Raw genomic sequence first — 26,590 nt, 5'->3', positions numbered from 1 at the left:
TCGTCTCTTATTATATTCTTCGCTCAATGATATAGCGGGCGAAGTCTGCGATTAACTGGCTATTGTATGGCAATTTAGCCAGCGCTGATAGTGCCTCTTGGATCAGTTGCGCGGCGGTGTCTTTGGCGCCTTGCAGTCCAAGTAGTTGCGGAAAAGTACTCTTATTGGACTCGGCGTCAGAGCCTTGGGGTTTGCCGAGTTCTTCCGTGGTGGCAATGATGTCCAGAATATCGTCTTGCACTTGGAAGGCTAGTCCTACCGCATGCGCAAATTCCATCATAGTCTGATATTCATCTTTTGGCGCATTAGCGGCGATCAGGGCTAACTCAACGGCGCAGCTGATAAGGGCGCCCGTCTTCATATTGTGGAGTTGAGTTAAGGCCTTAAGGTCGATGAGCTTATCGGTTGAGGCTAAGTCAATCGCTTGGCCGCCACACATACCACGGTAACCCGAGGCTTTCGCCAGCGCTCTCACCATAGCGATATGCTGCTCGCTGCTGATCCCTGGTACTGCTTCGGTCACAATTTCAAAGGCTAAGGTTTGCAGTGCATCCCCTGCAAGGATGGCGGTCGCCTCATCGAAGGCGATATGAACTGTGGGCTGACCACGACGAAGGTCGTCATCGTCCATGGCGGGTAAATCGTCATGGATTAACGAATAAGCATGAATACACTCAATGGCGGCGGCGCTGGCATCAAGCTTTTCAAGCGGCACGCCAAACATTTGCCCCACGCTGTAAACCAAGAAAGGACGAATACGCTTACCGCCTAATAGCGCGCCGTGGGTCATGGCGGCCTTTAACTGCGGCGCAGTGTCTTCGAGTGTGCTGAAACGTTGTTTTAATTGGTCATCAACCCGTAGTTGATATTCTTTTATTGCATTGACTAACACGCTTATTCGCCCTCAACGGCATAGGGAGAGAGGGGCGCATTTTCATCCTGCTTGAGTAAAATGGCCACTTTTTGCTGAGCTTGCTCGAGTTTTGCTTGGCTGTTACGCACCAAATTGATGCCACGTTCAAATTGTTTTAACGCATCATCCAGAGAGACATCGCCCTGTTCTAATTCGGCAACGATGCGCTCGAGTTCACCAAGGGATTCTTCAAAACTGAGATTTTCGGGTTTCTTCGCCACGTTAATAATTCCTTTGAAAGAGCGGACACAAGGTATATCAGGGCGACTCAAGGGTCAAATTCAGTCGACGGATATTTGCTCAATAGCACGCTTTGTTGCTGAATTTTTTTCAGAAAATAGAAATTGTCGCTAAACTTGCTTAGTGCTTGTCCGATAAATGACAATAATAGCATTATGCTTATAATCATCCTTTGACATCATAGAGTAAGGCTCAGGTTAAAACCAAAGTGTAATCCCTATGCGGATGACATTTTGTGTTATTTTGCGAATAGAGTCAGTATCATGTCGTTTATACCGAATATTGAGGAGCCGTTGTGGATTTAGCTACAGTTATAGGACTAGTCGGGGGCTTTGGTTTTATCCTTTGGGCTATGATGACCAGCGGCGGCCTGGCAATCTTTATCGACGTCCCCTCAGTGTTTATCGTATTCGGTGGTTCATTCTTCGTCGTAATGATGAAGTTCAATCTCAAACAGTTTTTGGGCGCGGTAAAAATCGCCGTCAAAGCCTTTATGTTTAAGATTGATAAGCCTGAAGAGCTTATCGAACAATCCGTGACTATGGCGGACGCCGCCCGTAAAGGCGGATTCCTTGCCCTCGAAGAAGCGCAAATTTCCAACAGTTTTATGCAAAAAGCTGTCGATATGTTGGTCGATGGTCACGATGGTGAAGTGGTGCGCGCCGCGCTTGAAAAAGACATTGCCCTCACCGAAGAGCGCCATCGCAACGGCATTGCGATTTTTAGAGCCTTTGGTGACGTCGGCCCAGCGATGGGGATGATTGGTACCTTAGTGGGCTTAGTGGCCATGTTATCTAACATGTCAGATCCTAAATCGATTGGTCCGTCGATGGCGGTGGCCTTGTTAACGACACTGTACGGCGCCGTGGTCGCCAACATGGTGTGTATTCCCATTGCCGATAAACTCACCCTGCGCATGGGTGAAGAAATGCTGAACCGCAACCTGATTATGGACGCGGTATTAGCGATTCAAGATGGCCAAAACCCGCGGGTGATTGAAGGTTTCTTGAAGAATTATCTTGCTGAAAAACAGCGGAAAATCGATACAACGGACGGAGAGTAGCCCATGGCTAAGTGCAACTGTCCACCGCCCGGAGCGCCGCTCTGGTTGGCAACATTTGCCGATTTGATGTCCCTCTTGATGTGTTTCTTCGTGCTGCTGCTATCATTCTCCGAAATGGACGTGATGAAGTTTAAGCAGATCGCAGGCTCGATGAAGTATGCCTTCGGGGTGCAAAACAAGGTCGAAGTCAAAGACATTCCTAAGGGGACGTCTGTGATTGCATTGGAGTTTCGTCCTGGCCGTCCCGATCCCACGCCGATTGAAATCATTAATCAACAAACCAACGAAATGACCGAACCCGTATTGGATTATCAAGCGGGCGAGGACGATAGCGCGGGTGGTGTGCAGCAGCAAAATGGTTCGCAGCGGGGTGGTGAAGCCTCTGCGACGGCACAAGAAACGGCGGATGCGGTGAAGGCCGAAGCCGCTGCGGCGCAGGATAAAATCAATCAGCAAGTGAAGAAAATGGCACAGGAGCTCAATAATGAGATCACCGATGGGGCGATCGAAATTGAGTCACTTGGGCAGCAAATCATTATCCGTATCCGCGAGAAGGGCTCATTTGCCTCAGGATCTGGCTTCCTGCAGCCACGATTTAAACCCGTGGTGCGCTCGGTCGGTGAATTGCTAAAAGATGTGCCGGGGATCATCACGGTATCGGGTTACACCGATGATATGCAGATAAGTGATGAGCTCTATAGCTCGAACTGGGATCTCTCCAGCAAACGCGCTGTGGCGGTAGCCGATGTGCTGCTGCAAGTGAAGGGCTTCGATCCTAAGCGGATGAAAGTGGTCGGTATGGCGTCGAATAATCCCATCGTGCCTAATGACTCACCTGAAAACCGCGCGCGAAATCGCCGCGTTGAGATTGCGATTGAACAGGGTAAAGCTAAAGAATCCGAAGAAATTCAAGTGGGTAAATAGCTTTTAATCCAAACCTGTAATTCGATAAAAACGCCGTGACTTGCTCACGGCTTTTTTATTTGTGATTTTTTGACTATAAGTTCAACTGTGCATAAGCGCACGCCACGCGCAGACCGAGTGTGGAAACAGGTGCGCCAATCGCCGTGAGTTTGTTATAATCCGGCGATTATTCTTTTAACCAATTTTGCTGTTTACAAAATTGCCCGCGGAAATCCCATGAAGTTTATTGTAAAGCTGTACCCAGAAATCATGATGAAGAGCAAGCCCGTGCGCATGCGCTTCACCAAAATGCTTGAAACCAACATCCGTAACGTGCTCAAAAAAGTTGATGAAGATGCCAAAGTGCAACGTCAATGGGACCGTATTTGGGTAAAGGTGCCAAATGATAAACCTGAATTAGCTCAGGCCTTTGGTGAGCGTTTAGCCTGTATTCCTGGGATTGCCCATGTGGTGCAAGTGGATGAATACAGCTTTACCTCAGTCGATGATATCTACCAGCAAGTCTTACCCGTTTACCGTGACCAAATTGCCGGTAAAACCTTCTGTGTGCGCGTCAAACGCACTGGCTCACACGATTTTAACTCTATCGAAGTCGAGCGTTATGTTGGTGGTGGTTTAAACCAGTTTACCGATGCGATTGGTGTGCGTTTGAAGAACCCAGAAGTGACAGTTAACCTCGAAATCGAGGGTGATAAACTGTATATGGTGACTAAGCGTATCGAAGGCTTAGGCGGCTTCCCGATGGCGACGCAGGAAGATGTATTGTCCTTGATTTCGGGCGGTTTTGACTCAGGCGTGTCGAGCTACCAATTTATTAAGAAGGGTGCTCGTACCCATTACTGTTTCTTCAACCTCGGCGGCGCGCAGCATGAAATTGGCGTGAAACAAGTCGCTTACCATTTGTGGAAAACCTATGGTGAATCCCACAAAGTGAAGTTTGTGTCCGTGCCGTTCGAGCCTGTAGTGGCCGAGATTTTAGAGAAAATCGACAACGGTCAAATGGGCGTGGTACTCAAGCGTATGATGATGCGCACCGCGGCGCGTATTGCTGAACGTATGGGCATTCAGGCGATTGTGACTGGTGAGAGTTTAGGCCAAGTATCGAGCCAAACCTTAACTAACTTGAACGTGATTGACCGCTGCACCGATATGCTGATCCTGCGCCCGCTGATCGCCATGGACAAGCAGGACATCATCAACGAATGTCGCCGTATCGGCACCGAAGATTTTGCTAAATCTATGCCCGAATATTGCGGTGTGATTTCGCAAAAGCCAACCGTTAAGGCGGTACTGGCCAAGGTTGAGGCCGAAGAGACCAAATTCTCTGAGGACCTGATTGACCGTATCGTTGAGCAGGCTGTTGCCATTGATATCAGGGAGATAGCAGAACAGATGAATACGCGTATCACTGAAACTGAAACCGTTGTTGCTATCGACACCAATGAAGTGGTGATTGATATTCGCGCCCCAGAGGAAGAAGAGAACAAACCGCTGGAGATTGAAGGCGTGGAAATCAAGCGCATTCCTTTCTTCAAATTAGCGACTCAGTTTGCCGATCTCGATAAGCAGAAGACTTACCTGCTGTACTGCGAGCGTGGTGTGATGAGTAAATTACAGGCGCTATACCTGATTGAACAAGGTTATCACAATGTTAAGGTTTACCGCCCTTAAGCGATAGCCAGTAAAACGAGAGCTAAGGCCAAACATCAACTTTGGCCTTAATGCGTATGAATTGGGGCCTCGATGTGCCAATAAGCAGGTAAACGAATACAAAAAAGCCGCATTGGAATGCGGCTTTTATTTTACTGATCAGCAGTGCAATTTATTCGGTCTTGACCACTTGCTGGGCCGGTAACACGTCATCGGCAAGCAATAAGGTTGGATCCTGCAGCGCTTCTTCATGCATTTTTTCCATTGTCGCAGTCAGTTCGGCATTGATGCTTGCCTGTAAATCACTGGTGTCGATGATAATTTCTGCATCGATAACATTTGCGCTGACATTGGCACTGAGTGCGCTGACTAACACTAACGCAAAAGCAGATTTTAAATTGAACATAGTCGCCTCCGGGCTGACAAAGTATTGCTGTCAGACATTCCCATCACCCGTTCGAGATTGTCCAACTCATGTGTTTCGTTGGCGCAAAATTTAATCAAAAACGCTGGCCTTTACAAACGATTAAATGTAACAATACGGATTAGAAAAACTAATTAAAAATTGAGATAGAGATCACTATGTCAAGACGCTTACCACCACTGAATGCGGTTAAAGCATTTGAGGCCGCCGCACGGCATTTGAGCTTTACTCGAGCGGCTGAAGAATTGTTTGTGACTCAGGCTGCGGTGAGTCACCAAATTAAGGCGCTGGAAGATTTTCTCGGATTAAAATTATTTCGCCGAAAGAATCGTTCATTGCTGCTGACCGAAGAAGGCCAGAGCTATTTTCTCGATATTAAAGATATCTTCACTCAACTGGCGGATGCCACCGACAGGCTACTTGCACGCAGCGCCATTGGTTCGTTGACCGTGAGCATGTCGCCAAGCTTTGCTATTCAGTGGCTGGTGCCGCGCCTATCGAAGTTTAGTGAAAAAAATCCAGACATTGACGTACGAATTAAGGCGGTAGACACAGAGGCCAGCTCCTTAACTGACGATGTCGACGTCGCCATTTATTATGGTTTAGGCAATTGGCCAGGGCTTCGCGCCGATAAACTCCGTAATGAAGTGCTGATCCCCGTATGTTCGCCCATGCTGTTAAACGGCCCTAAGCCCTTGTCTAAGCCGGAAGATTTAAAACACCACACGCTGCTGCACGATATGAGCCGTCACGATTGGCAGGCTTGGTTTAGACAATGTGGTATCCACGATATCAACGTCAACCAAGGGCCGATTTTTAGTCACTCTTCCCTCGTTTTGCAGGCGGCAGCCCATGGCCAAGGTGTGGCCTTAGGTTATAGCGTACTCGCTCGCCCCGATATTAAGGCGGGTCGACTGGTGTGCCCATTCCAAGAAGTGTTAGTGAGCAAAGATGCCTATTACCTCGTCTGCCAACAGAATCATGCCGAGCTGGGTAAAGTGGTCGCGTTCCGTGAGTGGATGTTAGATATGTTTGCCGAGGAGTCACGCAGTGAGTTGTTGCCCGGATAACCCCTTGGTCAACGAGAATGTGGCGCCAAGTGCCTATGTGTTAGAAGGCGAGCCCTCAGAAACCTTGATTTTATTTGCCCACGGCGCGGGGGCGAATCGAGACTCCGATTTTATGTGCCAAATGGCCGCAGGTCTTGTCGCAAAGGGTTTTCAAGTGATGCGCTTTAACTTTCCTTACATGCAGGCCAATGCCGTGGATGGTAAAAAGCGCCCGCCTGACAGAGCGCCAAAGCTGCTTACCTGTTTTAGCGAGATGCTCGATGTGGCGCACGCTCAGCCTAAGGTTAAGCGTGTGGTCTTGATGGGCAAATCCATGGGCGGACGCATGGCGGCGTTACTGGCCTGCGATAGCGAGCAAGCGAGCCGTATTGATAGGGTCATTTGCTTAGGTTATCCCTTTATTCCGCTTAAGGGGGGGGGACCTAGGTTAGAACCCCTAAACGACTGCCAAGTGCCCGTATTAGTGCTACAAGGTGAGCGGGATAAGTTTGGCACACAGGCGCAGATCCTAAGTTGGCCGCTTAACAGTGATATACAAATTGAATACTTAGCCGATGGGGATCATAGTTTTGTGCCAAGAAAGTCGTCAGGCACGACCGAAGCGGCTAACCTTGCATTGACTGTTGATTTGTCAGCAAAATTTATTGGCTAATGTTTTTTCTTGATATGGCGTAAAGCGCTCAGAGTCTGGATTAACGGCTTGAGCGTCATCCGTCGTAAAGCCTATTGGTTTTTGGAGGTAAAAATGCGTAAAGGATTGTTGTTACTCGCCGCGGTAAGCGGATTTTTTGCGGTCGCGCTTGGCGCCTTTGGCGCCCATGGACTCAAGGCTGTCGCGCCGCCAGAGCTGATTGATGTGTTTAATCTAGGCGTGCAATATCACTTCTACCATACCTTTGCGCTGATTGCTGTGGCCTTTGCCGGGCAGTGGTTAACCTCACGTTTGCTGGATTGGGCGGCGTACCTGTTTATGGCCGGCATAGTGCTGTTTTCTGGCTCGCTCTACGGTTTAGCACTGGTCGGTAGCAAATGGTTAGGCCCTATTACCCCAATGGGTGGTGGCTGTTTCCTCTTAGGTTGGTTATTGCTGGCTGCAGCCGTATGGCGCCATAAAGTGGTGGATGGCAACGAGTCATAATACTTGTGTGGCGCAGCCACTGCGCCGTGCGTTCATGCTGCCAATAACACAAAAGCCCGATAGCAAATCGGGCTTTTGTGCATTGAAATTGCTATACTGGCGCCCAAATCGATAGTCGGCCATGTTTATGGCTTGGATTTCTTAAGGATCTCCATGAAAAACCTATTTTTATTTTGCCGTGCAGGCTATGAGAAAGAATGCGCAGCAGAAATCCAACAGCGAGCCGCCGAGCTCAATGTGGGTGGCTTTGTTAAAGCCAACAACAACGATGCCTACGTGGTATATCAATGTTTTGAAGAAGACGGCGGCGATACCTTAGTGAAGCAATTGCCGTTAGATTCACTGATTTTTGCCCGTCAGATGTTTGCTGCAAACGAGCTGCTGGCGGATTTACCCGAGTCGGATCGTGTCAGCCCGATTGTGGCGGCGCTCAGTGAGGTGAGTAAAGCGGGTGAGCTGAGGGTTGAAACCCCTGATACCAACGAAGCCAAAGAACTGTCGGCATTTTGCCGTAAGTTTACTGTGCCTTTGCGTCAGCATTTGAAAAAATCCGGCAGTTTACTGGCACAGGAAAATCCTAAGCGTCCGATTATCCACGTGTGTTTTATCGGCCCAGGTCGTGCCTACGTAGGTTATTCCTTCAGTAACAACAGCTCACCCTATTTTATGGGGATCCCGCGCCTGAAAATGGCTGCCGATGCGCCGAGCCGCTCAAGCTTGAAACTCGATGAAGCATTCGCGCAGTTTGTGCCTAAAGAAGAGCAAGAAGTGCGGGTTCGCAGCGGCATGAACGCGGTGGACTTAGGCGCTTGCCCAGGCGGCTGGACCTATCAGTTAGTGCGTCGTGGCATGATGGTCTCCGCGGTCGATAATGGCCCAATGAACGAAAAGCTGATGGAAACCGGACAAGTGAAACATTTCCGCGAGGATGGTTTCCGCTTCGAGCCACAGCGTAAAAACATTTATTGGTTAGTGTGTGACATGGTTGAAAAACCCGCGCGCGTGGCTGAGCTGATTGAAGCTTGGGCCATCAATGGCTGGTTTAAAGAAGCGATTTTCAACCTCAAACTGCCGATGAAGAGCCGTTATAAAGAAGTGATGGCGATTTTGAATACCATGCAGGAAATCCTCAAGGAAAACGGCATCAACGAATTCCAGTTACAGTGTAAGCACTTATACCATGACCGTGATGAAGTAACTGTGCACCTGTGGATTAAACCGAGCCAGGCTTGGAACTAATCGGCGGTTTTTGACCGTTCTGTTAGTGAGTGAAGCCCCAAGTCATGTCTGGGGCTTTTTATTTGGCTGTTCTGTTAGATTGCGGCCATAAAAAACGCACCCTAGGGTGCGTTTTTTTGTTTCGCGCAAAGCGATTATGACAGACGGTCAAGCACCGCTTGAGTGAAGTCAGTCGTACCGTGGGTGCCGCCTAAATCGCGAGTCGTACGGTCGCCTTCTTCAATTACTGCCGATACGGCTTTACGGATCAGATCGGCTTTATCAGCCATGCCTAAGTATTCCAGCATTTGGATAGAGGCTAAGATCACAGATGTTGGGTTAGCGAGGTTTTTACCTGCGATATCGGGCGCACTGCCGTGAACCGCTTCGAAAATCGCTGCATCACGGCCAATGTTGGCGCCGGGTGCCATACCTAAACCACCGACTAAACCAGCACACAGATCCGACAGAATGTCACCAAACAGGTTGGTGGTCACGATGACGTCGAAGTTTTCTGGGTTCATCACTAACTTCATGCAAGTCGCATCGACAATCATTTCTTCGGTTTTGATGTCTGGGTAGCGTTGGCTCACTTCACGGGCCACTTTCAGGAACAGACCTGAAGTTGACTTCATGATGTTTGCTTTGTGCACGATAGTGACTTTCTTACGGTTTTCTTTGCGGGCCAGTTCATAGGCGAATGTCGCGATCTGCTCAGCACCTTGGCGAGTGACGATACTGGTCGCTTCAGCAGTGGTGCCGTCTTCAGAAACTTTTTGACCGTGGCCTGAGTACATGCCTTCGGTGTTTTCACGCACAGTAATGATATCAATGTTTTCATAACGGGCTTGAGTGCCTTTGAAAGACAACACTGGACGCACGTTAGCGTACAGACCGAATTTCTTACGTAATGTCACGTTGATAGAGGTGAAACCTTCGCCTACTGGTGTAGTTAGCGGGCCTTTCAGGGTGATGCGGTTTTTTTCGATCAGTTCTAAAGTACGCTGCGGAAGTAGTTCGCCCTGCTTCTCAAGAGCAGTTAAGCCGGCATCGGCAAATTCATATTCAAAATCACAACCAGCTTTATCAAGAATTTTTAAGGCTGAATCAATAATACTTGGGCCAATTCCATCACCTGGAATTACGGTTATCGTTCTTTTTGACATGGAGAAGTCCTTCCACGGTTCGTCGTTACTGCAATTGTCCGACCCGGGATTAGCCGGGTAACATGACTATGAATTTGGTGTTTTTTCTCCCCATTATTTTAACCGTCTTTGGTCAAACTTCACAGGAAATAGTGAGCAATATCACGATTTTTTATCGGGTATAACTTGTAAAAATACTGGGTTATAACGATGATGGAGGACCAATGGTTAAAAAAGTCTACTTTAGTCTAACAACTATATAAAAGAGGAAGACATTGAAGTTATTACCTATCACATCGCTAGTGCTTTTATCCCTCGGAATACTGCCCAATGCCCATGCAGAAACCAGCACTAAACCGCTTACCCTGACCGACATTATGCATTTTGAGTCCCTCGAAAAGCCCGTTATCGCTGACAATGGTCAAGTGCTGGCGGTGGAGGTGGCGCCGGATCGTGGCGATAGCAATGGTTTGGTTAAGAATCTGCAAACAGGAAAAGACTTTCTGATTGAAGGCGGCTCGGACCCTATCGTGAGTCACACTGGCCGTTATGTGGCGATGGCCGTAAAACCCAGTTTGCTTAAAGTCGAAACCAGTGATGCTAAAGCCAAGAAAAAGCTCAAAGCCGATATGGTGCTGCTCGATACCCAAACTGGCACGCAAACCAAATTTGAACGGGTAAAGGAATTTGCCTTTAGCGACGATGGCGCGCATTTAGCTATTTGGTTTGAAGCCGATGAAGAGACCAAGAAAGACGCCAAGGAGAAGACCGAAGGTGCCGATGATAAGCCCAAAGCCGAGAAGGTGAAGGTCGATAAGTTCGACCAAGGCCGTCGTTTGAGTTTAGTGAATTTGTCTTCGCCATCGCAGCGGGTGGATCTGGAGCATGTGACCGCCTATCAGTTTGATAAAGACAGTCGCCGCTTGGCCGTTGCTGTCAATGATATCGAGGCGAAACAACATCAACTGCAACTGATTGATTTGAAATACTACAAAAAATCAACGGCATTTGAATCTCAAACTCAACAAATCGGTGCGGTTTCACTGTCGAAAAATGGTCGCTGGCTGGCCTTTACCCTAGGGGATGCGAGTGAATTACCCTATGGCCGTAGCTATCAGTTAAACCTAGTCGATATCGCTTCAGGCAAAATTCGCCCCGTGCCAAACACCAAAGAGTGGACGTTAAACCGTTACGCCAGTTTAAACTTTTCCCTAGACAGTGAACGACTCTTCTTTGGCCGTGTGCCCGAGGTGAGCCAGCAGCTCAGTTTGAAGAAAATTGCAGAAGAAAAAGACCTTTACGATCAAGAGATAGTCACAGGCCTACGTGGGCTTAAGGTCTGGCATGGAGACGATCCGCGGATTAAACCCCATGAAATCAAGCAATATGATAAAGAGCAAAAGCGCACTTATTTAGCCGTGCTGCATTTAGATTCAAACAATGTAGTGCAGCTTGGCGATAAAACGGTGCCGGATGTGACCCTGTCACAGCATAAGCGTTATATGCTGGCAAGCTCAGACTTACCCTATCGCAAGATGATCACTTGGGCGGGCTTTTATCTAGACTATTACTTGGTGGATATCAACACTGGGCGTAAGCTGCCGCTGTTAACCCAACAACCAAGCGATGCTGAGCCGAGCTTATCGGGCGACGGCAAATATGTGGCCTATTATCAGCAAGGTAATGTGTATTTATATGATATTGCCGAAGGTCGTCGCACCAATCTGAGCAAGTCTTTAAAGGTGAGTTTTGCCGATGAAGACCATGATTATCCTTCCAATGCGCCGGGTTATGGTTTTGGCCCTTGGCTGAAGGATGATGCAGGTTTCCTCGTCTACGACAAATACGATGTGTGGCAGTTTAATACCGCATCGAAAAGCGGATTTGCCTTAACCGCAGGGCAGGGGCGCGCTCAAAAAATTCAATATCGTGTTGAAGGCTTAGTCGATAATCCCGATGAGCCAACCACACTGGCCTACAACGCCACTGTGCTGCTGCATGGTTACAGCGACAAGACTAAGGCCGATGGTTTTTATCAAGCGACCTTAGGCGAAGCGGGCGTTAAGACCCTGATGGAAGGCGAGTATAAGCTAACTGTGCTTGGGCGCAGTAAAGATACGGATACCTTGGTGTTCTCTAAGGAGCGCTTCGATCTGTTCCCTGACTTGTATACCGCAAGCTATCAGACCCCACAAAATGCGGTGAAGCAAACCGATTTAGATAAGCAGCGCCAAGCCTTTAATTGGAGCCAAGCCGAATTAGTGCATTGGACCAATGGTGATGGCAAGCCGCTCGATGGCGTGTTGATTAAGCCGACTAACTATCAAGCGGGTGAGCGTTATCCGGTGCTGGTTTACTACTATCGCTTTATGACCGACAGGCTGCATGCCTTCCCGCAAATGAAGGTTAACCACAGACCAAACTTCGCTTGGTATGTGAATAACGGTTATGCGGTATTCTTGCCGGATATTCGTTTCGAGATCGGTTATCCCGGTGCCAGTTCGGTTCAAGCGCTGACCTCGGGCGTGCAAAAGCTTATCGACATGGGCGTTGCCGATGCTAACGCCATTGGTTTGCAAGGACACTCTTGGAGCGGTTATCAAACGGCGTTTGCCATCACTCAAACCAAGATGTTTAAAGCTGCGGTAGCTGGTGCGCCAGTGGCCAACATGACCAGCGCCTACAGCGGTATTCGCCATGGCACAGGGCTTGCGCGCCAATTCCAATACGAAACGGGCCAAAGCCGCATAGGTGAAAGCCTCTTCGCTGCGCCGCAAAAGTATATTGAGAACTCGCCAGTATTCTATGCCGATCGCATTCAAACACCGCTGATGATCATGTTTGGCGATAAAGACGATGCGGTGCCTTGGGAGCAAGGTGTTGAAATGTACTTGGCGATGCGCCGTGCTGGTAAAGATGTGGTGTTTTTACAATATGAAGATGAACCCCATCATCTGAAGAAATACCCTAATAAGCTCGATTACAGCATTCGCATGATGGAATACTTCGACCATTATCTTAAAGGTAAACCCGCGCCAGCCTGGTTAAGCCAGGGCGAAGCCTATGTCGAATATAAAGCCGATGATGAGTAATCTTCTGTTTTAGGTTTATCTATAAGCAAACGCCACCATAAGGTGGTGTTTTTTTATGGAGAAAGAGGGAGTTTTTACTGTTTCTCTATTCCCGATGAAGAGTTAGCAAAAGTGAATACAAGAATTGATAAGACAATTAGTTAGCCATTCTTCTATTCACCAGCCAGTACTCGATATCTTTGGGGCTGCACCGACGCATAACTAGTACCACAGATTTATGCGTACTATAAAGATGTCGTAATGACAGCAGTATGTGTATTGAATTCACGCCCTCATAAGCAAATTCCCGAACTCATTCGGGATTTGTAGCAAGAGAGGACATTCCAAAGGTTAGCGCTCTTTGTACTTACGCTCAACTTCGGCCACTCTGTTGCAAAAATCCTCCAAGTGAGCTCGCATTTCAGCTTCTGCTCTGTCTTCATCCCTATCAACGACAGCCTGAATTAATTTGTCATGTAAACCTGATGGGTGAATTTCATCCGTAGGTGGTTCGAATGATAAAGCATTCTGACGTAATAACAGCAGTAGTGACTTAGTTATTGCTTCTAAGAAACGATTACCGCAAATTTCGGCCAACACAAAATGCACTTGAGAACGTAATAACACAGTGGTGGGATATTCTAGGGTATCGTCCTCATGTTGATTGGCATCATACAATTTTGCTGCATCTGCTGAGGTACAATTTTTCGCGGCTAAACGGGCTACCTGTGGTTCGAGCAACATCCTTACTTGAACGATTTCAGGCAACGACATTTTACCCATCATCAGTAAATCTTGGCAGGCATCACTTAAGCGCTCGAAGTCGACCTGTTTAACGAAGGCGCCACCCATGGCACCCTGACGAATTTCCACTAAACCGCTCGCTTCGAGAATTTTTATCGCTTCTCTAACCACAGTGCGGCTGACCATAAACAGATCGATTAACTCCCGCTCCGAAGGCAGCTTATCGCCGGCTTTGTACCTGCCGTCAAAAATGGCCTCTTTTAATTGCTGGCCAACTTCGGTCGATGCTCTTAGCTGCTTAACGGGTTTAAAGGTGTTCAAATTGTCATCTCGAATCAAAACTAGGTTGAAATCTTAACATAAATCAAGCTGATGTCTGAATATTCATTAGCTAAAGCCTGATATTCATTAACTTACTTAACGCCATCGTTTTATGTGGATGTGGTGTTATTTGTTTTGAGTACAAGTTTTTGAATTTAAATACTTCTTTGTTTTTAAACATTCCGTTAAGCCTATCGCTCTGTTGAATCAATTTCAGCAATCAACCAATAGCTACATTAGAGATTAAAAAACATTCATTTTTGTTGATCTAAGTTACATCTCCACGAATTTCGCAACTTAATTCTCATATCTCGAAACATCCCGTTGATGACATAAATCATACGTCATACATTTGACCAAAAGCTGCTTTGCAGTTTTTGAACAGCCTGAGAATTACTTCGGGCGACTAATAATAGGAAGAGATGATGATGAAAAACTCTTATTTATCCTTGGTAGTGTTGTCTGCACTAGCGATCCCCGCAGTCGCCGACACCAGTATCGACAAGATGTTCAGTGAAGGCACAGTAAAAGGTGAATTACGTCTTTTAGATTTCACCAAAGATTTTGATGGGGACACCACGACCCAACACACCACATCACTTGGCGGATTGTTTTATTACAACACCGCAAAAGTGAATGGCTTGAGTATCGGGACGAGTTTTGCCTCTGCAAACCCCATTTGGGTTAACGATTCCGATGCGGTTTATAACTTAGTCGGTCGGGATGCTAATGGTGATCACCAGAGCGTCAATCGCATGCAGGAATATTATGTTCAAGGCGATTGGTGGAATACTCAATTTCGTTTAGGTGCTCAAGAGTTACGCACGCCGATGATGAACCCCCATGATATTCGCGCCATCCCGAAAACTTTCCGAGGTTTCTCCGCTGAAAACCACAGCATCGAAAATCTGACACTATCAGCACTCTATATCACTGACTCTATGGGATGGACTGATGAACGCTTTATCTCGGTGAGTGAAGCGGTAAAAGCTGAAGTTAAACGCAATACCGGCAATGTAGTGGATGTAGAAGATAATCCTGTGTATGCCATCGGTGCTAAATATCAATTGCCCTTCGATACAGTCAAAACTCAAATCAACCTGTGGCAGTACTATATGGAAGATGTGTTCCAACAGACCTATGCCAAGGTTAATCTGTCGACACAGTTGGGCAGCACTAATCTGTACTTCATTCCTTCCTACCTCAATCAACAGGCCACAGGTAATAAATCTGCCGGTGAGCTAGATACTTACCAATATGGTTTCCACCTAGGCGCTAAATTTGCTGGTGCAGATGTGACTTATATGTACGCCAAAACCGGAGATGACACCATTCTGGCGCCATGGGGTGATGACAAGGTTGTGATTCAACAAGTGTATCAATCGGCACTGGCTCAAGAAGAAGTGAACGCCCTGAAACTGGAGTATGACTTTGGTCAAGTCGGCGCGAAGGGGTTAAGCGCCTATGCCTTCTACGGCGATTATGACTCACCAGAAAGTCTGAACGATTTTACCGAAACCAACTTTTCTGTGACCTACAAATTTGCAGGTGCCTTGGAGGGACTGGGCGTGAGAGCACGTTATGCCATCGTCGATTTCGCTCAGAAGGAAGACCTCAACGATCTCCGCTTCTACCTAACTTACAAGTTCGCTTTAGGTCACTAATACGCGCGCTCCCCCTGCGCCTACTTGTTGGGTGTATTAACGTCATTTGAATACACCCTTTTTTAAATCTTTATCACTTGGCTAACAAGCCGTTCGTCAGCTTTGACGTTAAAGCAAATCTTATGTCGTTGTAGATGGTGCAGAGCACCAAACGATATAGTCAACGGAGTAATGAAAATGAGTAAAGAATCGAGAGAAATTGACCAATACACTGCGAATGTTCTGCAAAATGGTCTATCGCGCCGAAGTTTTTTAACCCGAGCTGCGATCGGGACTGGGGGCTTAGCCTTTGCTGGATTAACGGGTTCTGCTAGCGCATCTCCTGTTTCTACACAAGCGCAGGAATACGCCCAAATTGGCCATGCGACGTTGGAATTTATGCCAAAGCCAAGAGCCATTCCCGACAGTGAAATTGCATCGACCCAAACCTTCGATGTCGTTGTGGTTGGCGCGGGGGCATCGGGTGTTCCTGCTGCGCTTTCGGCGGCGGAAAATGGTGCTAAAGTCGCAGTGTTGCAAAAACAGGCAATTCCCGTGGCTCAAGGTAACACTGGCTCTGGTCTAGATTTGAAGAAAAGCGATAAGGCGGGAATTGAAGCCTTGGTAAACCGCTTAATGGCCGACAACGCTCATCGCAGTCATCCAGCGCTACTCAGAAGCTGGGCCTATAACTCAGGCGAGGCGGTATCTTGGGTTATTGACCGGGCAAAACAAGGCGGTGCATCCGTTGTTGACCAAGGCACTAAGCCACAACACGGTATTAAAGGCATTACCGAATATCCATTGGAATTTGTGACGTCTTATTTTGGCCCTAAACCCTATACCGCCGGTGATGGCATGCGTGCACTGGCTAAAACTGCCGAAAAAGCTGGGGTGAAGTTCTTCTTTAACACACCCGCTAACCAACTCATCCAAGATGAGAACGGTAAAGTGGTTGGTGTTATCGCCCAAAATCGTGATGGTAAATATCATAAGTTTATGGCTAAAAAGGGCGTGATTTTGGCTGCGGGTGACTACCAAAATAACAAAGCCATGTGTGACTTCTTTATTCCTGATCTGAAAAACTTCGAACGTAAGCAAATGGACCGCACGGGTGATGGTTTTGCGATGGCGTATTGGGCTGGTGGCGTCATTGAGCCTGCGGGGCACACTAAAATGCTCCACGACTTTGATGCAGGTCCCGCGGCTATGTGTGACATGCCATTCCTCGTGGTCAACCGTAAAGGGGAGCGTTTCGTCAACGAAGCCGTTGAAATGTCACTGATGAATAACTACCTACGCAGCGAAGCTGACCAAGGTTGTTACTCCCAGGTTTTCGATTCTGACTATATGGAACAAGCTAAAAACTGGCCAGGAAAAGCCTACACTCCTGAAGAATTGAAGAACTATATGCCGGAAGAACCTTCAGAGAAGAAAGGCGTATTCCCATCACAAATCAATACCTTTGTGGCTAACACTCTAGAAGAACTTGCCGTGAAATTAGGTTGCGACCCTAAAACCTTTGTGAAAAATGTTAATCGTTACAACGAGCTATGCAAATCAGGTCGAGATGAGGACTTTGGTAAAGCGCCAAGCAAAATGGCTCCTGTGTTAAAGGCCCCATTCTATGGTATTCACCGCCGGATGCGCTTATCCGCAATCACCTCTGGCGTATTAGTTAACGAAAACCATCAAGCACTCGATGCCGATGGTAAGCCAATCGGTGGCTTGTTCATTGTCGGTAACATGGGGGGCGGTTTTTACGGCGGTGTTGACTATCCATTAACGGTATTTGGTCTGTCCCTTGGCCGCTGTTACACCTTCGGTTATTTAACCGGTAAGTATGTCGCCAAGCTTTAGGCCATAACGTCATCAATTGTGGTGCCTTTATCGGCATCTTTCAAAATGAATAACGGAATCACACCATGAAGAACTTAACTATTATTCTCTCACTGGCATTAAGCCTGTTTGTAGGCAGTACTTTTGCCGCCGATCAACTACTTGATCAAACCCACATGGCCAAAGGCTTAAAATGTACTAGCTGCCACCAGGGGGAAACTCGCGAAGCTGTGCCTATGTTGAAGTGTGTGCAATGCCATAACACTGCGAAATTGGCGGTTAAAACGGAGAATTTCAAACCCACTAATCCTCATAACAACCGTCACTTCAGTACCGAAACTGACTGTGCTAAGTGTCATCATGTGCACCAAAAGTCTGAAAACTATTGCCAAGGTTGCCATTTAAAGTTTGATTTTGTCACCCCATAATTTCACTCAAAACAACGATTAGTAATTAAAAAACCACCTACCCTGCAGAGGTGGTTTTTTTATATCTAGTATGGATGACTGATGAGATGTGCCAGAGCTAAATCAATTTTTACTTGAGCTTTCGGCTTCTTTGGCGGTGCGGCTGACGATATCGGTGCCAGCTTCGAGGTACTGTTTATAGGTATCATCGCCCCATGCCACGAGTTTATCGTCTTTAAAAATCAGTGGGGTGCATTCTTCTTTGGTGGTCACGCCATCGGATTTTTCATGGTGAGTACGATAAAAGAGCACTTGTAGTTGGCCATCTTTAAGGGATTTGGCTTCTGTAAAATCGGCCTTGCCAAATAGGCTTTTGACGGTGGAAATGTCCTGTCCTAGGGTTAACTCATTTAATTTCTGGCTGTTATAGACTTGTCTATCTTCCCAATCCATTTCATCCGGGGTGGGCTCATATACCAGCACCACAACAGCGACGAAGGCGACATATGCGGCAAATATACTGCCAATAATGACCGAAGTTTTTGATTTCATTGAATCTAATTCCTTTGCATATCCAATGTACTATCTGGCAAGTCAATAAAATACGCCTTTGATGGCCTAAGGTAAACGGCTTTATTGCAACTTAGTGTTAACAAGATGCGTTAATCGAGCTGCGGCGTATTGGCGGGGCCATTGACCCTAAAATCCTTGAGGTTGATGTTTAAGGGCAAATCGATTTGTAATTGGGCTAATTTATAACTGAGGCGAGCCATATCTCGTCCTTCAGCCAGCTTCTTGGCTTGTTTCGCGCCAAGATTGGGCAGAGAAGAAAACAGCGCCGCTAAGGTTCTGAAGGTTCGCAGCAACTCTGCCGCCGATTTGGGGCCTATGCCTGCGATGCCGGGGATTTTATTGCCGCTATCACCTGCCAGCGCCATTAAATCAAGAAATTGGCTGCGATCGACTCCGAGCTTTTGCTCAAGTTCGGCGATGTTGAGGTATTGCTGATTAAAATGATCCCATTGACTGATACGCGGATGATTGAGTTGGCTAAAGCCTTTATCGGTCGACACGATAACGGCCTCACCTTGGGCTTTGGCGGTTTTCATCGCAAGGGTAGCGATAACATCATCGGCCTCGGCTGCGGCATAAATCGATTGAATTTGTACGCTTTTAAGGTGTTCCTGCAGTGCAGGTAAGCCAGCTGCCAGAGGCTCGGGCATAGGTTTACGGCCCTTTTTATAATCGGGGTAAAGCTGTTTTCGCCAAGAGATCTCATCACCATCCCAGACGATAGCGACATGGGTTGGGTGGTGAATGCGCAGCAGTTTAGTGCAGGCGACACTCACACGCTCCGTTAAACTGTCCATATCGTTCTCATCTGGGATCGCCGCATAAATCCGGCGAACTAAGTTGAGACCATCGATAATTAAAAACTTATTCATTGGAGGTTATTGTTTTACTTTACTATTTGATAGCAGGGAATATAAGCGCTTCCCGGCAGTTTCATCCTATGTTGGGCGACAAAGGCCCCCAGCAAATTGTCCATCAGCTCCATTAAATGTGGGTCACCTTTTATGTGGAAGGGGCCTAAGTGCTCAATCTGCTTGATGGTGTCTGATTTTACATTACCTGCCACGATACCCGAAAACGCTTTGCGTAAATTAGCGGCTAATTCCGCTTTATTAGCTTGAAAATGTAAATCTAAGTTAGCCATCACCTCATGGCTAGGGATAAACGGCAGTTGGAACTCGGGTTCTATCTTCAGTCCCCATTGATATTGATAGGCATCACCGGTGGCGCGGCGATGGTTTTTCACTTGTTCCATGCCTTGCTTCATCACTCGGGCGACTTCGGCGGGATTGTCTATGATGATTTGATATTTTTGCTGCGCCTCTGCCCCTAAGGTCGCGGCGATAAACTCATCAATTTTAATAAAATAATCCGCGCTCTCACTGGGCCCTGTCAACACCAGTGGGAAGGGGGTCTCTTGATTTTCTTTATTGAGCAAAATCCCCAGAATATACAGTAGCTCTTCGGCAGTACCCGCGCCGCCGGGGAAGATAATAATGCCATGGCCTAAGCGTACGAAGGCTTCAAGGCGTTTTTCGATATCGGGCAAAATCACCAGCTCGTTCACAATTTGGTTAGGCGGCTCGGCGGCAATAATACTCGGCTCAGTAAGACCAATATAGCGGGCATTTTTAATCCGTTGTTTGGCATGACCAATGGCTGCGCCCTTCATTGGGCCTTCCATCGCGCCTGGGCCACAGCCGGTGCAAATATCGAGCTCCCTTAGGCCGAGCTGATAACCCACCTCGCGGGTGTATTGGTATTCGACGGCATTAATACTGTGGCCGCCCCAACAGACGACCACATTGGGGTCTTTCATCGGTGCGATGGCGCGGGCGTTACGCAAAATATCGAACACTACGTTTGTAATGTGGCTGGCGTTGGTTAGATTGATATGTTTAAGGGTGTCGTACTTATCGCTGATGTAGAGAATATCCCGCAGCACCGAAAACAAGTGTTCTTGGATCCCGGTGATAATTTGGCCATCTACAAAGGCTTGTTCCGGGGGATTGATAAGCTCTAGCTTAACCCCGCGTTCACGTTGCAACACATTAATATCGAAGCTCTGGTATTGCTCGAAAAGTGCTTTAGAATTGTCGGTCTTAAGGCCTGCGGCGAGTACGGCGAGTGAGCAGTTACGATACAGTTGATATAGGGCGCTCTTGGCGCTTTTTTTGAGGCGATCAACTTCGAGTTGTGAAAGCTGATCCATGCTGCCCTTTGGGCTGACTTTTACTATCATTTATCACTCCTTCGTCTCGACAGGAGTGATAAGAGGCGACGTATAGGCTGACTTTGTTATACGTCAATCACAACCCTGTCTCTGCTTTCATGTTTTGCTTTGTAGAGTGCTGCATCGGCGCGCTCGAAGGTTTCATGTATGAGCTCATTCCCCATAACCTGCGCAGCCCCTATAGATACTGTAACTGTAATTCGCTGATTTTTAAATTTAAATGGAATATTTTTTACTTTTTCACGGACTCTGTTTAAAAGTTGAGCAATATCGCCACCGTCAATTTCAGGCAGGATGAGCACAAACTCTTCGCCGCCGTAGCGAGCAACAAACTCGGTATCCCTTAGGGAATTCTTTAATGCCATGGCGATAACCTGCAGGGTTTTATCGCCCGTGCTGTGACCAAAGCTGTCGTTGATGCTTTTGAAATGGTCGATATCGGCTACAGCAATCCACAGCGGTGTTCTGTGACGTTGATAATTGCGATACTCAAGCTCCATGCGCTCTTCAAGGGCGGCGCGGTTAGGCAGTTGAGTTAAGCTATCCAATAGATTGAGTTTTTGTTGCTCGAATAGCCGTTCTTTATAGGTATTCGCTTCGCTACTGAGCTCATTCAGCTCTTTGCGCATGGTCTCCATTGATTTGCGCAGCAGGGCCTGCTCACGCTGCTCTAATGCCTCTTTACGGGCGAGGGCGGAGCGAATCGAGCTAAGTTGTTCGGTTAATTGTGCTTTAAGATCGACAATATCGTCGGTGTCGATAATGGCTTCACCTACGTTATCCACGCGCGAATTAATTTCCCGATTCAACTGAGTCTTCAGTTGGAAGCTGCGCTGATTGTGATTGTAGGATTCACTCACCACTTCACGCACCGCGGCTAAGGCATCGTTTAGTGCGTATAAAAACTCTTGCGAGGCCGATTTTTCGCGGGCGATATTATCGAGCAGCAGGGATAAAATCGTTTGATAGGCTTCGAGTAGGGTGTCGATTTCGACTTCCGAAGCGAGTAGTTCTTTAATGACCAGTACTTGGTCGCGTTGATCTTTACGGAACTCGATTTCCGAGATCATCTGCGCCAATTCGTGGGCGAGCTGCCTGTGTTTAGGCAGCACATCGAGTTTTTCGGCTTCTTCAAATTGCTGCTGCAAAATGGTGTCATAGAAACCAATGATTTGTTTTACTTTAGGAATATATTCCCACACCGTATGGAAAGGTTTGGCGAGATCCTGCTTAAAGTAATTAACTTCTTTTTTGAGTTTATCTGGCGCTGAGTTTACCCGTTGGATTTGGCGGATCACCTGCGCAAGCCCAGTACGGCTCTCTTCAAGTTGTACCATCACATGGTGGTATTGACCCTTTAATAGGCGTTCAACATCGACTAATTCCGGCAACGCTTCATCGACTCGCTCAAAGGTATTCAAGTTATGGCGAAGTTTGGCGAGTTTATTATCCAGTTCTAAATTCTGACCTTTGCAGGCAAGACTTAAATGGCCAATAAATTGGAGTAAGGTTTGTAACTTAGCATTTCTATCTTCATTGACTTCATCGAGTGCCAACTTGGCAGAGTGAAGTTTCTGTTGAAGTAATGCCAGTTGTGAAACTGTCGTGTTGGAATCCTTCATCCGGAGTATTTTCCTAACTCAGCAGGGCTAAAAAGCATGACGTCCTCTGTCTAGATTAGCAGTTAACTCATATGCTACTAATGTTATAACAACGGCAGTGGAGTGCAAATCGGTTTGCCCATGTCCTTGTGATTAATAGTCGATATTGATCAAATATTTTCCAATAAATGTCTATCTTGGTTGTTTTCCCAGCAGGGCCAGGCAATCTGCTCCTTAGGAGCATCGGTGTCGACTCGAATAAGGCCGCGCTCAATCCCTTTCTCCAAGTGCAAGAATAGCGGGTTTGCAAAGAGTGTTGGCGGTACAAAATCCAAGGCCCTTAGGCACACATAATGGCTGGCATCATTCGGTAAACTTCGGGCGCCTGCCAATGCCATTTGCACTGTTTCGAACAGTAATTTGGGGGCGATTTTAATCTCTGCTTTGGCTAGCAGTGGCAAATTAATCAAGCCAAGGTTAAAGCTATGGCTTAAGCCTTTGCCATCAAGGTATCGACGCAGCGTGTGTAATACTTGCTGCGGTTCTACTGCCTCAGTAAATCTTACGGCAAATAGCCCTTGGCGGATCACATAGACGGGCATCAATAGACTATTGCCTATATGGTGAGTCAATTGTTGGGTAATAGCGTTAGCAAAGTATTGGCCGTGATTCAGATCGGTACAGACCTGTTCGCCAAATTCAATCAAGGCGAGGGCGGTGGTGGGCGTATTCGCAGGAGGCTGAGCCAGATCCTTTAAGAGTGCGGCATAGCCTTGATGCTGAGTAAAAGGCTCCTGCAAACTTACCGCGAGTAAGGCTGCGTTTTGGCGCCTCGTTTTACGGCGCTGATTTAATAGGATAACTATCCCCACTAAGAGTAGCGTGGCGATAAGGCCACTCAAGGCGAGTAACTTGTTGGTATTTTTAGTGGTTTCAACCGCATCGTTCAGTTTGCCCTGTAGCATACTGAGCTCAAGTTTGAGTTGCTGCTCGGCCAGTACCGATGAGGATACTGACGAGTCCTGCGCGGTATTTTCGGATGCTTGGCTTAATTCGATAATGCGTTTTTGTGTGCTTATCACCTTGGCTTGATCGTTAAGTTTTTCCGCCGACAAAGCGATTTGCGTCAAGGCTGATTTTTGCTCATCTTGCAATTTTAAATCGGTCGCTAGGGCCAAAGCGTTTTCGGCGTGGCTCATCATCAGCGGCCAATCTTCCTTAGCTTGGGCTATCTCGCCAATTAGGAGCTCGTTATACACTAAATAGTGATGACTTTGTTTTTCAACAAAGATTTGGTTCGCCATCAGTAAGTATTTGAGGGCGTTTGCCTCGTCATCCAAGTGCGAATAGGCTTGGCCGAGATTATGGAAGTTCAACCCTTGAGCGATGTAGTTACCGCGTTTAGCATCGAGCTGCTGGGCATTGAGATAGTAATCAATAGCGCGGTTCCAATCCCCTTGCTCGCCATATACCATGGCGATAACTGTCATACAGCTTGATAAATAAGTGTCATTGCCCAATTTTTTAAAACCTGCGGCGGCCTCATGGGCGTTCTTTAGGGCTTCATCCCATTGTTTTAAATCCCGATAGACCTTCGCCAGTTGTAGCTGCAGGTGGGTCTTCATCGAAGGATAATTGGAGCGATTAGATAGGCGAATCGCTTCGCTATAGTGTTGTAATGATTTGGTGAGTTGTTGATTTTTATTGTAATAATGCCCGAGCTTTGACTCGGCCGCCGCAATCAAATAATCGTTCCTGAGTTTGTAGGCGATATCGCGGTAGGTATGAAAATGCATTAAGGCAGGCACATCCTGACGGATAACGAGGTGCAAACCGCCTAAGTGTTCATGAATGGTGTGTTTGAGCAGCATGGACTCGACATCGTAACTGTCGTTAATCCGTGTCAGCGCCTCATTATAAAAGGCGATTGCTTCTTGGTATTTTTGTTCGGTGCGGCCGATATAGCGGCCCTTTAACATGGCGACCGTGGCTTGCTCGAAGGGCGTCTGCGCTATGCTTGCAAGCAATTCGATAAGGGTATTAGCGTCTTGAAACCCGACCTTGGATTTTACATTCGGCTCCATATTCAATCGCGCCAGTAGCTGCAAAATATGCTCGAATTCGTCGCTGCTGTAGCCCTGCTCTTGGGCGGCACGTTCAAACTGTTCGCGGGTCTTAAAGGCGATTGGAAAAGAAAGGGATTGATTGAGCCTGTCGTACATCTTCTGCGGCGTTTCACGCAATTCTATTTCTTCGGCTTCGAGATCGGCAGCCAGTGTTTGAAACGAAATAGACATCAACAAGGTCACGAAAATAACAATGAATTTACGCATGTGTAGGTGGCCCTATATTCCCTAAGTCAAGGAACTTATTTTGTTAGCTTTTGTTAGCGCCTAATGAGGATGCTACATCGACTTGTTATACTTGGAAAAAATATAAGAAGCATAATAACAGAAGACGGAAGGAAGTCAGAGTGAAACCCAGTAGATTATCTGTTTTGATATTAAGTGCATTAGGTTCGACAACTGTTTTAGCCGATGTAGATTATAAAATTGATTTAAGCCAACCAGAACATCACCTTGCGCAGGTGAGTGTGACTTTTCCCGAAGCTAAAGCGGGTGAGTTGACGGTTAATCTTCCCGTGTGGCGTACGGGTAAATATCAAGTGTTACCCCTATCCGATGGTGTGCGTTTATTTACTGCGAAAGACAGTCAAGGTAACAGTCTTCCATGGAAACGTAGCGCCAGTGGCGAGTGGCAAATAGCCCTCGATAAACCCGCCAGTGTGACTGTGAGTTATCAGCTCTACGCCAATGAATTAGGTCAACGTGTACGTCATATCGATGCGAGCCATGCTTATCTCGATGCCAGTGGCGTATTTATCTATAGCCCGCAATTTCGGACAGACCCAGTGGCTGTACAGTTAACGGTTCCCGAACATTGGCAGAGTTATTCCGGTATGTCATCGGGCAACGCGGCGCACTCTTTCGTTGCCCCTAACTATGATGTGTTGATTGATTCCCCTATCGAAACGGGAGTGAGTCTCCACAAGCAATTCAGCGCCAATGACAAAGACTATGAACTCGTGTTTTGGGGCGAAGGCAACTACGATGCCGATAAGGTGGTGAAAGACTTAACCGCATTGAGTGGCCAAGCCAAGGCGATTTGGGATGGCTATCCCTTTGACCGTTATGTGTATATGGTGCATGCCACCAGTGGTGCGGGCGGCGCGACCGAGCACTTAAACTCAACGGTTATTCAACTGCCGCGCTTTAGTTTTCGTGAGCGTAAGGATTACCTACGCTTTATTAGCACGGCGTCCCATGAGTTTATTCATACCTGGAACGTGAAAGCCTATCGTCCGGCTGGTCTGGTCCCCTACGATTATCAGCATGAAAACATGACCGAACTGTTGTGGATTGCTGAGGGCTCGACCAGTTATTTCCAAGGTCAGTTATTGCTGCGTGCAGGTGTGATGACGCCTAAGGAATTTTTAGAAGACCTCGCCAAACGCATCGAGAAGAGTGAGCTGACACCGGGGCGCGAAATTCAATCCGTTGCCGAAGCCAGTTTAGGCGAGTGGAGCAGCACGGGCGGCGATTATGCCATTAACCACAGTGTGAATATTTACTCCGAAGGTTATTTAGCCTCACTGGCGCTGGATTTCTCTCTGCTGACGGATTCGAAGCTCGCCCACTCGTACCGCGACGTGCACCGTAAACTCTATCAGGATTACCGCGTACCTAAGGGCTACACTGTGAGCGATGTAAAGCAGATCCTGAAGAACTTATCGGGTAAGGATTATGGCCCGTGGTGGCAGAGCCATGTGAATAGTCCGCTGAGCCTTGAGTTTTCAAGCCTGTTGTCTCAGGCGGGATTAGTGATGTCCTATGGTAAAGACTCCAAAGCTGAGCCTTTTACTGGCATGACTTTAAGTAGCGAGCATGGCTCTTTAGTGCTTTCTCAAGTCTTGCGTAATGGCCCTGCTTGGCAGGCTGGTATCGTCGCAGGGGATGAGATCCTCGCGATTAATGGCTTAAAGGTGACTGCGCAAGGTTTTGATAAACGCATTAAAGACTTTAAAGTGGGTGATAAAGTTGAAATCACCTTATTTAACAACGACAAAATCAAGCAAGTGGCGTTAACCTTAGGTGAGAAACAAAGCGGTAAGCTAGTGCTAAAAGGCGATGCAAAGGCGACTAAGCAGCAAAAAGCCTTCTTCAAAGCTTGGCTGGGCATTGATTGGCCGTTCGATAATAAGGGTGAACTGCTGACGAAAAGCTAGTTCGTTTGCGATTTGAGTGAGTGGGCTTTAGGTTGGCTCACTCGAATCGCTCCATCGAATGGCTACCAAAGTGTTATTTCTGTTATAG

22 protein-coding genes are annotated in these 26,590 nt (G+C 47.3%); 12 read left to right on the top strand and 10 right to left on the bottom strand.

Annotation, left to right across the window (positions count from 1 at the left end; genetic code table 11):
• Nucleotides 1–10: 10 nt before the first annotated feature.
• The gene (gene ispA, locus K0H60_RS14615) at nucleotides 11–892 is read right to left on the bottom strand and encodes a (2E,6E)-farnesyl diphosphate synthase (RefSeq protein ID WP_011717763.1); all 882 of its coding nucleotides are present in this window, start codon (nucleotides 890–892) and stop codon (nucleotides 11–13) included.
• Nucleotides 893–894: 2 nt separating this feature from the next.
• A complete protein-coding gene (gene xseB, locus K0H60_RS14610; protein ID WP_011623480.1) occupies nucleotides 895–1,134 on the bottom strand; it encodes an exodeoxyribonuclease VII small subunit in 240 nt (79 codons plus the stop codon).
• A gap of 314 nt (nucleotides 1,135–1,448) precedes the next feature.
• Here xseB and pomA point away from each other — a divergent pair, with 314 nt between their 5' ends.
• The 3 genes from pomA to thiI all read left to right on the top strand — a co-directional run bounded on the left by pomA (nucleotide 1,449) and on the right by thiI (nucleotide 4,811).
• A complete protein-coding gene (gene pomA / locus K0H60_RS14605) occupies nucleotides 1,449–2,216 on the top strand; it encodes a flagellar motor protein PomA (protein ID WP_220056177.1) in 768 nt (255 codons plus the stop codon).
• Between the two features lie 3 nt (nucleotides 2,217–2,219).
• Nucleotides 2,220–3,140 (top strand): flagellar motor protein MotB, encoded by a 921-nt coding sequence (locus K0H60_RS14600; RefSeq protein ID WP_011623478.1) that lies wholly within the window; start codon nucleotides 2,220–2,222, stop codon nucleotides 3,138–3,140.
• A 216-nt stretch (nucleotides 3,141–3,356) separates the two neighbouring features.
• Nucleotides 3,357–4,811, top strand: coding sequence for a tRNA uracil 4-sulfurtransferase ThiI (gene thiI, locus K0H60_RS14595; protein WP_011717761.1), 1,455 nt, complete (start codon nucleotides 3,357–3,359; stop codon nucleotides 4,809–4,811).
• A 151-nt stretch (nucleotides 4,812–4,962) separates the two neighbouring features.
• On the opposite strand, the gene K0H60_RS14590 is transcribed toward thiI, so the two are convergent.
• Nucleotides 4,963–5,196: a hypothetical protein gene (locus K0H60_RS14590; RefSeq protein ID WP_088210590.1), complete on the bottom strand. Its 234-nt coding sequence runs from the start codon at nucleotides 5,194–5,196 to the stop codon at nucleotides 4,963–4,965.
• Nucleotides 5,197–5,372: 176 nt separating this feature from the next.
• Between K0H60_RS14590 and K0H60_RS14585 the strand changes: the two genes are divergently transcribed.
• From K0H60_RS14585 to rlmM, 4 genes are all read left to right on the top strand, one after another.
• On the top strand, nucleotides 5,373–6,284 hold the full coding sequence (locus K0H60_RS14585) for a transcriptional regulator GcvA (RefSeq protein ID WP_023268106.1): 912 nt from the start codon (nucleotides 5,373–5,375) through the stop codon (nucleotides 6,282–6,284).
• Entirely contained in the window at nucleotides 6,265–6,936 is a 672-nt protein-coding gene (locus K0H60_RS14580; RefSeq protein ID WP_220056176.1) for an alpha/beta fold hydrolase, read from the top strand. Before K0H60_RS14585 ends, K0H60_RS14580 begins: the two co-directional genes overlap by 20 nt.
• 93 nt (nucleotides 6,937–7,029) lie before the next feature.
• Nucleotides 7,030–7,422: a DUF423 domain-containing protein gene (locus K0H60_RS14575; RefSeq protein WP_011717758.1), complete on the top strand. Its 393-nt coding sequence runs from the start codon at nucleotides 7,030–7,032 to the stop codon at nucleotides 7,420–7,422.
• A gap of 153 nt (nucleotides 7,423–7,575) precedes the next feature.
• On the top strand, nucleotides 7,576–8,661 hold the full coding sequence (rlmM, locus tag K0H60_RS14570) for a 23S rRNA (cytidine(2498)-2'-O)-methyltransferase RlmM (RefSeq protein ID WP_220056175.1): 1,086 nt from the start codon (nucleotides 7,576–7,578) through the stop codon (nucleotides 8,659–8,661).
• Nucleotides 8,662–8,795: 134 nt separating this feature from the next.
• Here the strand turns inward: rlmM and K0H60_RS14565 are convergent, their stop codons facing one another.
• Nucleotides 8,796–9,806: an isocitrate dehydrogenase gene (locus tag K0H60_RS14565; RefSeq protein WP_011717756.1), complete on the bottom strand. Its 1,011-nt coding sequence runs from the start codon at nucleotides 9,804–9,806 to the stop codon at nucleotides 8,796–8,798.
• Nucleotides 9,807–10,060: 254 nt separating this feature from the next.
• Between K0H60_RS14565 and K0H60_RS14560 the strand changes: the two genes are divergently transcribed.
• The gene (locus K0H60_RS14560) at nucleotides 10,061–12,877 is read left to right on the top strand and encodes a S9 family peptidase (RefSeq protein WP_220056174.1); all 2,817 of its coding nucleotides are present in this window, start codon (nucleotides 10,061–10,063) and stop codon (nucleotides 12,875–12,877) included.
• A 330-nt stretch (nucleotides 12,878–13,207) separates the two neighbouring features.
• Here K0H60_RS14560 and K0H60_RS14555 read toward each other — a convergent pair whose 3' ends face one another.
• On the bottom strand, nucleotides 13,208–13,921 hold the full coding sequence (locus tag K0H60_RS14555; protein ID WP_220056173.1) for a FadR/GntR family transcriptional regulator: 714 nt from the start codon (nucleotides 13,919–13,921) through the stop codon (nucleotides 13,208–13,210).
• Nucleotides 13,922–14,343: 422 nt separating this feature from the next.
• Here K0H60_RS14555 and K0H60_RS14550 point away from each other — a divergent pair, with 422 nt between their 5' ends.
• The 3 genes from K0H60_RS14550 (at nucleotide 14,344) to K0H60_RS14540 (ending at nucleotide 17,831) form a co-directional block, all read left to right on the top strand.
• On the top strand, nucleotides 14,344–15,585 hold the full coding sequence (locus K0H60_RS14550; protein WP_220056172.1) for an OprD family outer membrane porin: 1,242 nt from the start codon (nucleotides 14,344–14,346) through the stop codon (nucleotides 15,583–15,585).
• 177 nt (nucleotides 15,586–15,762) lie between these two features.
• Nucleotides 15,763–17,424: an FAD-dependent oxidoreductase gene (locus tag K0H60_RS14545; RefSeq protein WP_220056171.1), complete on the top strand. Its 1,662-nt coding sequence runs from the start codon at nucleotides 15,763–15,765 to the stop codon at nucleotides 17,422–17,424.
• Between the two features lie 65 nt (nucleotides 17,425–17,489).
• Nucleotides 17,490–17,831 (top strand): cytochrome c3 family protein, encoded by a 342-nt coding sequence (locus K0H60_RS14540; RefSeq protein ID WP_109285411.1) that lies wholly within the window; start codon nucleotides 17,490–17,492, stop codon nucleotides 17,829–17,831.
• A gap of 102 nt (nucleotides 17,832–17,933) precedes the next feature.
• Here the strand turns inward: K0H60_RS14540 and K0H60_RS14535 are convergent, their stop codons facing one another.
• The 5 genes from K0H60_RS14535 to K0H60_RS20675 form a co-directional block, all read right to left on the bottom strand.
• Nucleotides 17,934–18,362 carry a DUF3192 domain-containing protein gene (locus K0H60_RS14535; RefSeq protein ID WP_220056170.1) on the bottom strand — a complete coding sequence of 143 codons (429 nt, stop codon included), beginning with the start codon at nucleotides 18,360–18,362 and terminating at the stop codon, nucleotides 17,934–17,936.
• Nucleotides 18,363–18,472: 110 nt separating this feature from the next.
• Nucleotides 18,473–19,255: a flap endonuclease Xni gene (xni, locus tag K0H60_RS14530; RefSeq protein WP_088210595.1), complete on the bottom strand. Its 783-nt coding sequence runs from the start codon at nucleotides 19,253–19,255 to the stop codon at nucleotides 18,473–18,475.
• 14 nt (nucleotides 19,256–19,269) lie between these two features.
• Nucleotides 19,270–20,625: a nucleotide 5'-monophosphate nucleosidase PpnN gene (gene ppnN / locus K0H60_RS14525; protein WP_220053526.1), complete on the bottom strand. Its 1,356-nt coding sequence runs from the start codon at nucleotides 20,623–20,625 to the stop codon at nucleotides 19,270–19,272.
• Between the two features lie 56 nt (nucleotides 20,626–20,681).
• Nucleotides 20,682–22,238: a GGDEF domain-containing protein gene (locus K0H60_RS14520; RefSeq protein ID WP_011717750.1), complete on the bottom strand. Its 1,557-nt coding sequence runs from the start codon at nucleotides 22,236–22,238 to the stop codon at nucleotides 20,682–20,684.
• A gap of 149 nt (nucleotides 22,239–22,387) precedes the next feature.
• Nucleotides 22,388–24,550: a tetratricopeptide repeat protein gene (locus K0H60_RS20675; RefSeq protein WP_220056169.1), complete on the bottom strand. Its 2,163-nt coding sequence runs from the start codon at nucleotides 24,548–24,550 to the stop codon at nucleotides 22,388–22,390.
• A 140-nt stretch (nucleotides 24,551–24,690) separates the two neighbouring features.
• Here K0H60_RS20675 and K0H60_RS14510 point away from each other — a divergent pair, with 140 nt between their 5' ends.
• Entirely contained in the window at nucleotides 24,691–26,502 is a 1,812-nt protein-coding gene (locus K0H60_RS14510; protein WP_220056168.1) for a M61 family metallopeptidase, read from the top strand.
• The last annotated feature ends 88 nt before the right edge of the window (nucleotides 26,503–26,590 follow it).

Source organism: Shewanella mangrovisoli, from assembly GCF_019457635.1.
GTDB lineage: Bacteria > Pseudomonadota > Gammaproteobacteria > Enterobacterales > Shewanellaceae > Shewanella > Shewanella mangrovisoli.
The sequence above is the reverse complement of the archived record's forward strand: the minus strand, read 5'-3'. Positions and strand labels throughout refer to the sequence as shown.

Excerpts from the sequence above, each read along its gene's own strand:
- K0H60_RS14600 (WP_011623478.1), top strand. The coding sequence starts at position 2,220 with ATGGCTAAGTGCAACTGTCCACCGCCCGGAGCGCCGCTCTGGTTGGCA.
- thiI (WP_011717761.1), top strand. The coding sequence starts at position 3,357 with ATGAAGTTTATTGTAAAGCTGTACCCAGAAATCATGATGAAGAGCAAG.
- K0H60_RS14590 (WP_088210590.1), bottom strand. The coding sequence starts at position 5,196 with ATGTTCAATTTAAAATCTGCTTTTGCGTTAGTGTTAGTCAGCGCACTC.
- K0H60_RS14585 (WP_023268106.1), top strand. The coding sequence starts at position 5,373 with ATGTCAAGACGCTTACCACCACTGAATGCGGTTAAAGCATTTGAGGCC.
- K0H60_RS14575 (WP_011717758.1), top strand. The coding sequence starts at position 7,030 with ATGCGTAAAGGATTGTTGTTACTCGCCGCGGTAAGCGGATTTTTTGCG.
- rlmM (WP_220056175.1), top strand. The coding sequence starts at position 7,576 with ATGAAAAACCTATTTTTATTTTGCCGTGCAGGCTATGAGAAAGAATGC.
- K0H60_RS14565 (WP_011717756.1), bottom strand. The coding sequence starts at position 9,806 with ATGTCAAAAAGAACGATAACCGTAATTCCAGGTGATGGAATTGGCCCA.
- K0H60_RS14550 (WP_220056172.1), top strand. The coding sequence starts at position 14,344 with ATGATGATGAAAAACTCTTATTTATCCTTGGTAGTGTTGTCTGCACTA.
- K0H60_RS14545 (WP_220056171.1), top strand. The coding sequence starts at position 15,763 with ATGAGTAAAGAATCGAGAGAAATTGACCAATACACTGCGAATGTTCTG.
- K0H60_RS14540 (WP_109285411.1), top strand. The coding sequence starts at position 17,490 with ATGAAGAACTTAACTATTATTCTCTCACTGGCATTAAGCCTGTTTGTA.
- K0H60_RS14535 (WP_220056170.1), bottom strand. The coding sequence starts at position 18,362 with ATGAAATCAAAAACTTCGGTCATTATTGGCAGTATATTTGCCGCATAT.
- xni (WP_088210595.1), bottom strand. The coding sequence starts at position 19,255 with ATGAATAAGTTTTTAATTATCGATGGTCTCAACTTAGTTCGCCGGATT.
- ppnN (WP_220053526.1), bottom strand. The coding sequence starts at position 20,625 with ATGATAGTAAAAGTCAGCCCAAAGGGCAGCATGGATCAGCTTTCACAA.
- K0H60_RS14520 (WP_011717750.1), bottom strand. The coding sequence starts at position 22,238 with ATGAAGGATTCCAACACGACAGTTTCACAACTGGCATTACTTCAACAG.
- K0H60_RS20675 (WP_220056169.1), bottom strand. The coding sequence starts at position 24,550 with ATGCGTAAATTCATTGTTATTTTCGTGACCTTGTTGATGTCTATTTCG.